Here is an 11767-nt window from a genome sequence, read left to right as displayed (position 1 = left end):
AGTTGCTCCGAGAAACGCCGTCCTTCAGAACGGGGAGGAAAGGCGTGCTGTTGACAGGCAGCTTCTTCCCCGGGTTAGGATTACGTGCATGATTCTTGTCTACCGCTACCGGGTGAAATCGCTCAACGGACTGCTCAACAAGCAGAGCCGTGCGGTGAACTACGTCTGGAACTTCTGCAACGACACGCAGAAGCTCGCGCTCGATCTGGTGCGGCGTTTCGATTACATCGCGGTTGGCAACGTATCTGCCGTCAAACTTGCCAGAACCAGGATGGCGAAAAGCGTCTACGACGCGTCCTGGTCGTCCTTCCGAAACAAGCTCCGCTACAAAGCGATCGCGCACGGAGCCACGTTCGAGGAAGTCGACGAAAGCGGTTCGACCCAGTCCTGTTCGTCGTGCGGGTCGAGAGACAGCACGACGCGGCCGAAAGGTATCGCAGGACTGCGAGTAAGAGAATGGGCCTGCAGTGACTGTGGTGTCGAGCATGATCGTGATATCAACGCTGCGCTGAACATTCTCCGATGCGGACGTGCATCGCCAGGTGTGGGAATTCTCTCCCTTTGGGGAGAGGAGGACGTCAAGGTAATGTCGTGCGCATCCGGCTCGGCCGGGCTTCCGCCACGTGCCGTGCGGGCGCCGCCAGCCATCGAGACATCGTGTCGAGGTCAATAATCATGGCAGTCAGGGCGGCTCTCCTGAACTCCGTTCTCGCCACTCCCCCCTCCGGCAACCACCGCGTGACGGCCGCGCTGCGTCCGTCGATGCTCGTGACGCTGTTCGAGGACGTGCGCCCGATGGCGCTGTCCGGGCTCGCGAGCGGCTTCGTCGCGGCCGTCGCGCTGATCCGGCTGCAGCAGCTGTGGTGCCTCGCGTGGCTCGTCGTCGACGTCGGCCTGCTCATTGCGCGCCTGTCGATCGCACGGGCCTACACGGTACGGCGCAACGCCGGCGACGATCGCGCCGAATACTGGGCGAAGCGCTATGCGCCGGTGTCGCTCGTTGCCTGCTTCGTGCTCGGCCTCGGCGTGATGGGCTGCGTGCAGGCCACCGACGTCGAACTCGGCACGCTGTCCGTGATGGTCGCAGGCGGCGTGTTCGGCGGGATCGCGTCGCGCAATTCGGCGCTGCCGCGGCTCGCGATGACGCAGGTCGTGCTCGGCGTGCTGCCGATCGGCGTCGGTGCGCTGCTGGCCCCTCGGCCGGGTGCCTGGCTGCTGGTGCCGCCGCTCGCGATCTATCTCGCGGCAATGCGCACGGTCGTCCAGCGCCACTACCGCGTGCTCGTCGCGCTGATCGCCGCGCGCCAGCGCAACGCCGAACTCGTCGCCCGCTTCGACGCCGCCCTCACCTACATGCCGCACGGCCTGTGCATGATCGACGGCGACAGCCGCGTGATCGTCGCGAACCGTCGGACCGCGCAACTGTTCGGCTCGCCGCGCGAGATCATGCTCGATACGCCGTTGCCCGCCGTGGTCGCCGCGCTCGGCACCGATGCCGTGATCGATCCCGGCGGCGCCGGCCTCGCCGCGCAGTGCGACAGCTGGCTGAGCCGCCACGAACCCGGGCCGCTCGACATCGCGCTCGCCGACGGCCGCCAGCTCGAACTGACGCGCCACCGCGTGCCGGACGGCAACGCGGTGATCATCGTCGAGGACGTCACCACACGCCGTCAGACTGAACAGCACATCCGGCACCTCGCGCGACACGACGCGCTGACGGGGCTGCCGAATCGCCACGAACTGCACGCCGAGCTCAAGCGAATGCTCGCGCGCCGGCCGCGGCTGCCGAGCCCGGCATTCGCCGTCATGTATCTCGACCTCGACGGTTTCAAGTCGATCAACGACCGCTTCGGCCACCAGGCCGGCGACGAAGTGCTCACGCAAGTCGCCGAGCGGCTCGGCAAGACGCTGCCGCCGGGCGAGCTCGCCGCGCGCATCGGCGGCGACGAATTCATCGTCGCGATCGACGACACGACGATGCAAGCGTGCTCGATCCTCGCCGCGCGGATCATCCGGCAGATTTCGGCGCCGTACGCGCTGTCGATCGGCGAGACCGTCTGCATCGGTATCAGCATCGGCATCGCGCTCGACGACGGGCACGGCTCGCCCGACGAGCTGATCCGGCAGGCCGACAGCGCGCTGTACGACGCGAAGTCGGCCGGCAAGGGCATCTACTGCTTCTACTCGAGCGGCAGCCGCCGCATGGCGCCGGCCGCCGCCAGTTGAACCGGCGACGCGGCACTCCGCCGCGCGTTCGTCCTTGCCGTACCCGCCGCACCCTCCCGCGATTCAATTCCGAAACACTTTGCCGGTTCGCACGTGGTGCCGTGCGTTCGCGTGTCACGTGACGTGTTCCGTAACATCGCCGTCCGGCATGCCGAAAGATGACTGCAGAAGCCCGCACGATCGAGGCCGAGTGCGGCATTTCGCGGTTGGCACTCTTATTGCTCCTTGATGGGGAAAGAACGTTTCAGGGAGCCCAACATGAATACCGTCGACGTCCTCGCACGAACCGAAATCATCGACGAACAGGCCGTGATCGACGGCGCCTCGCTGATCCGCCGGCTCGTGTCCGACCGCCGGATGCCGGCCGCGTACGAAGCCGCATGCATCGACAATCCGCCGCTCACGCTGTACGGCGCGTTTCGCCAGGGCGTCGCCGATCACGCCGCGCGGCGTGCGAATCCGTATCGCGCCGGCAGCCGGTTCTGGGCGCTGTGGGAAGAAGGACGTCTCGAAGCTGAAACATCCGGCCGATAAGCGCGTCATGCGCGCCGGCCCTGTCCCGACACGGGCTGGCGCGAAAGCCGGCGCGTGAATGCAGCCGGCCGGCACGCCGGCATGGCTTCATCGCTGCAACATCGCGCGGGCTCGCGTATCGGCCCTGCAACGCACGGCAGTGCGCCCGTCCGCAGTCACGCGCAGCCCCGTTGATCCCGCCTGCCGCGCGGTGCCGGTTTCCCCTATAAGATGGCAGATTCCGTTCATCGAACGATACCGCCATGACCGCCTCTTCCTCTCCCCGCAATCCCATCCACTGCGAAATCGATCTCGACGCGCAAGGCAAGCACGCGGGCTACCTGCGCCTGCCGCACTCCGTGCACCGCTCGGCCTACGGCTGGCTGCCGATCCCGATCGTGTCGATCCGCAACGGCGACGGCCCGGTCGCGCTCGTGATGGCCGGCAACCACGGCGACGAGTACGAAGGCCAGATCATCGTGTCGCAACTGATGCGCGAAATCGAACCCGACATGGTCAGCGGGCAATTGATCCTGTTGCCGATGGCGAATTTCCCGGCGGCGGATGCGGGCCTGCGCGTGTCGCCGCTCGACGAAGGCAACCTGAACCGCAGCTTTCCCGGCGACCCGACCGGCACGCCGACGCAGATGATCGCCCACTACATCGAGCATGTGCTGCTGTCGCGCGCGCAGTACCTGGTCGACCTGCATTCGGGCGGCAGCTCGCTGCTGTACCAGGGCGGCAACATGCTCGCGATCGATCCGCTCGACGCCGAAGAAGCCGCGAAGCTCAACGGGCTGCTGGTCGCGTTCGGCTTGCACAACGCGCTGCTGCACGCACCGAATCCCGTGCATTCGGCGTCGGCCGCGCGCCGGCAAGGCGCGATCTCGATCGTCACCGAGCTCGGCGGCGCCGGCATGGCCGATCCGTCGCTGATCCGGCTCGGCCGCCAAGGGCTGCTGCATTACCTCGGCTACATCGGGCTGCTGCACGGCGCGCTCGTGCCCGACGCGCCGCCGACCGTCCCGCGTTTCATGCGCGTCGACGGCGATCGCCATTTCGTCTATGCGTACGAGCGCGGGCTGTATGAACCGCTCGTCGAACTCGGCGATCAGGTGAAGGCCGGGCAGCCGGCCGCGTGGGTGCATTTCCCCGATACGCCGTTGCGCGAACCGGTGCTGCACCGGTTCAACGGCGATGGCGAGGTGGTGTGCAAGCGGGTGCCCGCGCAGGTACGGCGCGGGGATTGTCTGTTTCAGCTGGCGGAGTTGTCGACGCCGCCACGTGTCATCGAGTGAGGCACCCGACTGACGCGCTCACGACCATCGTACGCCGCCAGTGCGGACACGCTGACCGTCAGTCGGACGACACCGGCGACTCATTCCCCTGCGCAACGCCGGTTACGTATTCAAGGTTCTTCTACTGTTCTGCGCTTTGGCGGCACGGTAGGCCAGCGAATTCTGGCGGAAGTTGAAAGGCATGGAGCAACGCGCATAGCCTCTGAATCGGTTGATCGTGCCGACGGGCGCACCGGTCTTTGAGCTAGCTGGCCCCCGTCCAATGACCGTTTCCAGGTACGAACCCGGGGCCTCAGCGGCTAACCGGGGGCCCTTCCGGCCACTGACCGCCCCCGTCATATAGAATGACGCGCTTTGCCCGTACGCCTATGTGGTTCAAGAATCTCCAGCTTCACCGTCTTCCCGCACCCTGGGCCGTCACCCCCGACCAGATGGAAAAATGGCTGGCGCCTCACGCGTTCCAGCCGGGCAGCAGCGTCGAGATGCAGCGCGCCGGATGGGCGTCGCCGCGTGACGACGGCGCGCTCGTGTATTCGAACAACCGGCAGATGCTGCTGCTGTTTCGTGCCGAAAAGAAACTGCTCCCGGCGTCGGTCGTCAATCAGGTCACCAAGGCACGCGCGCTCGAAGTCGAGGAGCAGCAGGGCTTCAAGGTCGGCCGGAAACAACTGCGCGAACTCAAGGAGCAGGTGACCGACGAACTGCTGCCGCGCGCGTTCAGCATTCGCCGCGATACCCGCGTATGGATCGACACGGCGAATGGCTGGCTCGTCATCGATGCGGCGGCCCAGGCGCTTGCCGACGACGTCCGCAGCCTGCTCGTCAAATCGATCGACCCGTTGCCGCTCGCGGGCGTTCATGTCGCGCGTTCGCCGGTCGCCGCGATGACGGACTGGCTGCTGTCCGGCGAGGCGCCGGGCGGCTTCACCGTCGATCAGGACGCCGAGTTGCGCTCGAGCGGCGAAGGCGGCGCCACGGTGCGATACGTCGGCCACGCGCTGGAAGCGAACGACATGCGCCGGCACATCGAAGCCGGCAAGCAATGCATGCGCCTCGCGATGACGTGGAATGACCGGATCTCGTTCGTGCTGACGCCATCGCTGACGATCAAGCGCGTCACGCCGCTTGACGTGATCAAGGAAGCGGCGGACCCCACCGCGCAGAACGATGATGAACGCTTCGACTCGGATTTCACGCTGATGACGGGTGAACTGGCACGGATGCTGACCAGTCTCGTCGATATCCTGGGTGGCGATCAGCAGGACGCGATTCAGCAGGCGGCAGCGGCCTGAACGCTGTCGTCGTCGATCAGCGCCCCGCGCTGACGCGACGAATCGAGGAGAACCCGTCGCCACCATGGCGGCGGGCCCCGGCCTGGCGCGCACAAGCGTGACGAGCCAGCGCCGAATCGGCATCACCCGTCGGCCACGAAACGACACCATCCCGCCGGTCGTCCAGGCCGTACATCCATCAAACGGGCACGGCTCCCGCCACGCCCGTTCGCCCCACCCCACTCCCCCTGCAAGCCTTCTTCCACCTTCCGCGAAATCCTTATCGAAATTGCTTCGTTCGCCTTTGCCGGCCGCGCCGCTAACGTGTTCAAAACGGCGGCGGCGCGCCGGATGCATCGCACGAAGCACGACAGCCGCCGCCATCACGACAACTGCGTCGCGATAACGGAACAGACCGGACGGGCCGCGTGCCCGCACCCCGCCAGGAACGTCCGCATCGCGCGCCATTCGCGATGCCCATGGCCACGAACGACCGCATCATCGACACGACGCCGCTCGACGTCCGCGCGCAGCCGCTGATCGACGCGCTGATCGACGAGTATTCGACCCGTTACAACGCGTACCGCCCCGACAGCCGCGCGTCGGCCCGCGACGAACTCGCGCGCTATCCGGCCGAACTGTTCGCGCCGCCCGAAGGCGCGTTCGTGCTGCTGCTGCGCGACGGCGAGACGATCGGCGGCGGCGCGTTCAAGCGCTACGACGCGCAGACCGCCGAACTGAAACGCATCTGGACGCGCGCCGACCTGCGCCGCCAGGGCCTCGCGCGACTCATCGTCGAAGCGCTCGAACTGCGCGCCGTGCAACAGGGCTACCGCCGCCTCTACCTGACCACCGGCTTTCGCCAGCCCGAAGCGTGGGCGCTATACGACCGCACCGGCTATACGCGGCTGTTCGATTCGTCGATCGACCCGGAAGCGTATTTCCACCTGCGTTTCGGCAAGGATCTCGTCGATCCGTCGCGCACGTCGACGCTGGCCGACCTGTGGGCGCCCGTGCCCGAACCGGTGCTGCCGCGCTGAGCGCGCGACATCCCGCCTTTCATCTCGCCCTTCCCGCTTTCAACGATTCCACGCTGCCACGACAGGACGTTTTCATGCATCGAGCCGTACCGCTTTCTTCCCGTGCCGTGCGCACGCTGGCCACCGCACTGATCGGCCTGAGCGCCATCGCGGCCGCGATGGCCGCGACCGCCGCGACGTTCGACCTGAGTCCCGAGCAGCGCGGCCGCCCACGTGGCGCGGCCGATGCGGCGGTCGAGCGCGCGGTGCCCGCGTCGTTCAAGTTCGCCGAGCCCGGCACGCTGACGATCGGCATCGCGCCGAGCCTGCCGCCGATCAGCTCGTATGCGACCGACGCGCGCACGGTGATCGGCTTCGATGCCGACGTCGGCCAGCTCGTGTCCGACAGTCTCGGCCGCAAGCTGAAGATCATCGCGCTCGCGTGGGCCGACTGGCCGCTGGCGCTCGAATCGGGGAAAGTCGACGCGGTGATCTCGAACGTGACCGTCACCGAGGAGCGCAAGCAGAAGTTCGATTTCTCGACCTACCGCAAGGACCAGGTCGGCTTCTACGTGCGCAACGACAGCAAGATCCAGGCGATCCGCGAGCCGAAGGACGTCGCGGGGCTGCGCATCGTGACCGACGCCGGCACCAACCAGGAAAAGATCCTGCTCGCGTGGGACCGCGAGAACGTCGCGCACGGGCTGAAACCGGTGCAGATCCAGTATTACGACGACCAGGCGATGCGCATCGTCGCCGTGCAGTCGGGCCGGGCGGACGCGGTGTTCAGCGTGAATTCGGTGCTCGCGTATCAAAGCGCGCAGCAAGGCAAGACGCGGCTCGTCGGCGCGATCAGCGGCGGCTGGCCGCGCACGGCCGACATCGCGATCGCCACGCGCCGCGGCAGCGGCCTCGCCGAGCCGCTGACCGTCGCGCTGAACGACCTGATCAAGAGCGGCCGCTACCAGCAGGTGCTCGACCGCTGGAACCTCGCGTCCGAAGCGATCGACCAGTCGCGCACGAATCCGCCCGGGCTGCCGAAAAGCTGAGCGCCGCGCGCGCCAGACCGTCCATCCACGCTCACGCAGGAACGCCGCTCACCATGTCTTATTCGCTCTCGTTGCTGGACAAGAGTCCGATCGCCGACGGCGCGAACGCCGCCGACGCACTGCGCTTCACCACGACGCTCGCGCGACGCGCCGAACAGCTCGGCTACGCGCGCTTCTGGGTCGCCGAGCATCACGGCACGCCGGGCTTCGCGAGTTCGGCGCCGGAGGTCGTCGTCGCGCACCTGCTCGCGCACACGTCACGCATCCGCATCGGCTCGGGCGGCGTGATGCTGCAGCACTACAGCCCGTTCAAGGTCGCGGAAACCTTCAAGCTGCTGGCCGCGCTCGCGCCGGGCCGCGTCGATCTCGGCATCGGCAAGGCGCCGGGCGGGCTGCCGCTGACCACGCGTGCGCTGCAGTGGTTCCACGACAAGGCGCGCAAGCCCGATTTCGCGGGGCAGCTCGCGGAGCTCGACGCGTTTCTCGGCTGGGGCGTGGCCGAAGATCATCCGCTCGCCGGCGCGGTCGCGATGCCGGTGCCGCCGCAGTTGCCTGAACGCATCCTGCTCGGCGGCTCGCCGGACAGCGGCGCGCTCGCCGCGCGCCACGGCTGGCGCTTCTGCTACGCGGGCCATTTCAACGGCGACGATGCGAATCTCGAACGCTCGCTCGACGCCTACCGCGGCGCGGGCGGCGAGAAACCGCTCGTCGCGCTGTACGCGGTCGCCGCGCCGACGCGCGACGAGGCCGAACAACTGATCGGGCCGCTGAAGATCTTCAAGCTGCAGTTCGCGGGCGGCCAGAGCTTCAATCTCGGCAGCGCGCAGGCGGCCGCGGAATTCGCGCGGCAAAGCGGTGCATCCGACTACCGGATCGACGAGTTGCGCCCGACGGTACTGGCCGATACGCCCGAAGGCGTGCACCGCGCGCTCGACGCGCTGAGCCGGCGGCTCGACGTCGATGCGTTCGTGATCGATTCGCCGGTATCCGACTACGCGGCGCGGCTCGCGTCTGCCGAATGGCTCGGCGGCGCGCTGTCCACCACGCCGTTGCAGACGGCCCTCGCGGCCGATCGCTCCCTCTCCCCTGACCAGAACACGTGACATTCCCATCATGACGACCCGACGATCGATTCCCTTCGGCCTGATGCTGCAAGGCGCAGGCAGCCACATGAACGCGTGGCGGCATTCGAGCAACCCGCCCGACGCCAGCATCAACCTCGACTTCATGATCGGCGTCGCGCGCAAGGCGGAAGCCGCCGGCATCACGTTCGCGTTCGTCGCGGACGGCCTCTACATCAACGAGAAGTCGATCCCGCACTTCCTGAACCGCTTCGAGCCGCTGACCGTGCTGTCGGCGCTCGCGGTCGCGACGAAGAAGATCGGGCTCGCGGGCACGATCTCGACGTCGTACAGCGAGCCGTTCACGGTCGCGCGCCAGCTCGCGTCGCTCGACGCGATCAGCGGCGGGCGCGCGGGCTGGAACGTCGTGACGACGCCGCTCGAAGGCACCGCGAAGAATTTCGGCAAGACGCACCCGGACCACGAACTGCGCTACGAGATCGCCGACGAATACCTCGAGGTCGTGCAGGGCCTGTGGGACAGCTGGGACGACGATGCATTCGTGCGCGACCGCGCGACCGGCCGCTTCTTCGATCGCGACAAGCTGCATACGCTCGATCACCAGGGCCGCTTTTTCCAGGTCGCTGGCCCGCTGAACATCCAGCGCTCGCCGCAGGGGCAGCCGGTGATCTTCCAGGCCGGCTCGTCCGACACCGGCATCGGCCTCGCGGGCAAATACGCGGACGCCGTGTTCACGCATTCGCCGTCGATCGAGGAAACGGCCGCGTTCACGCAGCGCGTGAAACAGAGCGCGATCGAACACGGGCGGCAGGCCGGCGACGTGAAGATCTTCCCGGGCGTCGGGCCGATCGTCGGTCGCACGGCCGCCGAAGCGGAAGACAAATACCAGGCGATCCGCGACCTGCTGACGATCGACGAGGCGCTCGCGTACCTCGGCCGCTATTTCGATCACCACGATTTCACGCAGTACGCGCTCGATGCGCCGTTCCCGGAACTCGGCGAGCTCGGCCGCAACAGCTTCCGCTCGACCACCGACCGCATCAAGGCCGATGCGAAACGCAAGGGCCTGTCGCTGCGCGAAACCGCGCTCGCGGTCGCGACGCCGCGGCCGAACTTCATCGGCACGGCCGAACACGTCGCCGACGAACTGATCCGCTGGCACGACGCAGGCGCCGGCGACGGCTTCATCCTCGGTTTTCCGGTCCAGGCGCAGGGCGTCGACGATTTCATCGAACTCGTGATTCCGGTGCTCGAGGCGCGCGGCCGCTACAGCCGCGACCTGCCCGGCGCCACGCTGCGCGACCACCTCGGTCTGCCGCGCAAGGCGAGCCGCTACGCGACGCCCGGTGCCGCCCAGGAAACGGCCGCCGAAGCGCACGCCTGACGCCGCCGCGCCGCCCATGCACGGCGGCGCGCCCGCCGATCGATCGATTCGAGGATTCCAACGACATGAGCGACACGACCCACCTCGGCGGCGCGCTGCCGCCGCTCTCTTCCCCCGACGCACGCGAGGCCGGCACGCGTTTGCGGATCGTGCCCGCGCGCCACCGGTCGCGCACGGCCGGCACCGTGCTCGCGCTCGTGCTGATAGCGATCACGCTGTATTCGCTCCTCGGCAACCCGCAGTGGGGCTGGCCGGTGTTCGCCGAATGGTTCCTGTCGCCGCCGGTGCTATCGGGGCTCGCGCGCACGCTGGTGCTGACGCTGCTCGGCGCGGTGTTCGGCTTCGTGCTCGGCGCGTTCGTCGCGCTGGCCCGGTTGTCGCGCTCGCGCCTGCTATCCGCCAGCGCATGGACCTTCGTGTGGCTGTTCCGCTCGATTCCGCTGATCGTGCTGCTGCTGATCCTGAACAACCTCGGCTACCTGTACGAGCACGTGCGGCTCGGCGTGCCGTTCACCGACATCGTGTGGTTCGACACGCCGACCACCGACCTGATCAGCCCGTTCCTCGCGGCCGTGCTCGGCCTCACGCTGAACCACGCGGCGTTTTCCGCGGAGGTAATCCGCGGCGGCATTCTCGCGGTCGACCAAGGGCAGCTCGAAGCCGCCGCCGCGCTCGGGCTGCCGCGCGGCCGCCAGACGTCGCGGATCGTGCTGCCGCAGGCGATGCGCGCGATCCTGCCGACCGCATTCAACGACCTGATCTCGCTCGCGAAAGGCACGTCGATGGTGTACGTGCTCGCGATGCCCGAACTGTTCTACACGGTGCAGGTGATCTATCGCCGCAACCTCGAAGTGATTCCGCTGCTGATGGTCGCGACCGTCTGGTACCTGATCATCCTGACCGTGCTGTCCGCGATCCAGGTGCAGGTCGAGCGGCACTATGCACGCGGCGCGCTGCGCAATCCGCCGCCGTCGGTGGTCACGTTCGCGCTTGCGCGCCTCGGCGGGCTGTGGCGGCGTGTCGCGTCACGCCGTGCGGCGTCGAATGCGCAGGCCGCAGACGACACGCGCACCGATACCGCGGCCGCCGTGTCGCGTACCGGCGGCGAAGTGGCCGTGCATGGCGTGTCGAAGCAGTTCGGCATGCAGCGCGTGCTCGACAACGTGTCGTTCGTCGCGCCGCGCGGCAGCGTGACCGTGATCGTCGGCCCGTCCGGCTCCGGCAAGTCGACGCTGCTGCGCACGATCAACCATCTCGAACGCGTCGACGACGGTTTCATCGACATCGACGGCGAACTGATCGGCTATCGCCGCGACGGCGACGTGCTGCACGAACTGAGCGAACGCGACGTGCTGAAGCGGCGCACGGCCGTCGGCATGGTGTTCCAGAACTTCAACCTGTTCCCGCACCTGACGGTGCTCGAGAACCTGATCGAAGCGCCGATCGCCGTCGCCGGCGTGACGTGCGATGCGGCCGAGCACACCGCGCGCACGCTGCTCGCGCGGGTCGGCCTCGCGGATAAAGCCGATGCGTACCCGCGCCAGTTGTCCGGCGGCCAGCAGCAACGCGTCGCGATCGCGCGGGCGCTCGCGTTGCGTCCGAAGGTGCTGCTGTTCGACGAGCCGACGTCGGCGCTCGATCCGGAACTCGTCAACGAAGTGCTCGACGTGATCAAGGAACTCGCGCGCTCGGGCACGACGCTCGTGATCGTCACGCACGAAATCGGCTTCGCACGCGAAGTGGCGGACAACGTGCTGTTCATGGAACGCGGGCGCATCGTCGAGGCCGGGCCGCCCGCCGTCGTGCTCGACGCGCCGTCGCATTCGCGCACCCGCGCGTTCCTGTCGCGGGTGCTGTGATGCGCGCCGCTTCCCACCTGCGAGGTACCGCACGATGACCGATCGACGCCAGTTCATCACGGCCGC

The 11767-nt window shown here is 67.7% G+C and carries 9 protein-coding genes and 1 pseudogene; all 10 read left to right on the top strand.

All coding sequences use genetic code 11. The features are described from left to right. Positions 1-190: 190 nt before the first annotated feature. Positions 191-673, top strand: a pseudogene (locus tag JMF86_RS20385) (RNA-guided endonuclease InsQ/TnpB family protein); the annotation flags it as partial. A 2-nt stretch (positions 674-675) separates the two neighbouring features. Beyond that, the gene (locus tag JMF86_RS20380; RefSeq protein ID WP_011694740.1) at positions 676-2226 is read left to right on the top strand and encodes a sensor domain-containing diguanylate cyclase; all 1551 of its coding nucleotides are present in this window, start codon (positions 676-678) and stop codon (positions 2224-2226) included. 258 nt (positions 2227-2484) lie between these two features. Next, on the top strand, positions 2485-2760 hold the full coding sequence (locus JMF86_RS20375; RefSeq protein ID WP_011547674.1) for a hypothetical protein: 276 nt from the start codon (positions 2485-2487) through the stop codon (positions 2758-2760). A gap of 242 nt (positions 2761-3002) precedes the next feature. Next, positions 3003-4037, top strand: a complete 1035-nt coding sequence (locus JMF86_RS20370) for a succinylglutamate desuccinylase/aspartoacylase family protein (RefSeq protein ID WP_006479001.1) — start codon at positions 3003-3005, stop codon at positions 4035-4037. 368 nt (positions 4038-4405) lie between these two features. Continuing rightward, entirely contained in the window at positions 4406-5329 is a 924-nt protein-coding gene (locus tag JMF86_RS20365; RefSeq protein WP_011547673.1) for a recombination-associated protein RdgC, read from the top strand. A 458-nt stretch (positions 5330-5787) separates the two neighbouring features. Then, the gene (locus JMF86_RS20360) at positions 5788-6348 is read left to right on the top strand and encodes a GNAT family N-acetyltransferase (protein ID WP_041489392.1); all 561 of its coding nucleotides are present in this window, start codon (positions 5788-5790) and stop codon (positions 6346-6348) included. 74 nt (positions 6349-6422) lie between these two features. After that, positions 6423-7376 (top strand): ABC transporter substrate-binding protein, encoded by a 954-nt coding sequence (locus JMF86_RS20355; protein ID WP_011694741.1) that lies wholly within the window; start codon positions 6423-6425, stop codon positions 7374-7376. A 53-nt stretch (positions 7377-7429) separates the two neighbouring features. Further along, positions 7430-8479 carry an LLM class flavin-dependent oxidoreductase gene (locus JMF86_RS20350; RefSeq protein ID WP_011694742.1) on the top strand — a complete coding sequence of 350 codons (1050 nt, stop codon included), beginning with the start codon at positions 7430-7432 and terminating at the stop codon, positions 8477-8479. Positions 8480-8489: 10 nt separating this feature from the next. Continuing rightward, entirely contained in the window at positions 8490-9842 is a 1353-nt protein-coding gene (locus tag JMF86_RS20345; RefSeq protein WP_011694743.1) for an LLM class flavin-dependent oxidoreductase, read from the top strand. A gap of 65 nt (positions 9843-9907) precedes the next feature. Then, on the top strand, positions 9908-11701 hold the full coding sequence (locus tag JMF86_RS20340) for an amino acid ABC transporter permease/ATP-binding protein (protein ID WP_011547668.1): 1794 nt from the start codon (positions 9908-9910) through the stop codon (positions 11699-11701). Positions 11702-11767 lie beyond the last annotated feature (66 nt).

Source organism: Burkholderia sp. E168m15, from assembly GCF_016586105.1.
Taxonomy (GTDB): Bacteria; Pseudomonadota; Gammaproteobacteria; order Burkholderiales; family Burkholderiaceae; genus Burkholderia; species Burkholderia orbicola.
This window is presented reverse-complemented; position numbering and strand designations above follow the sequence as displayed.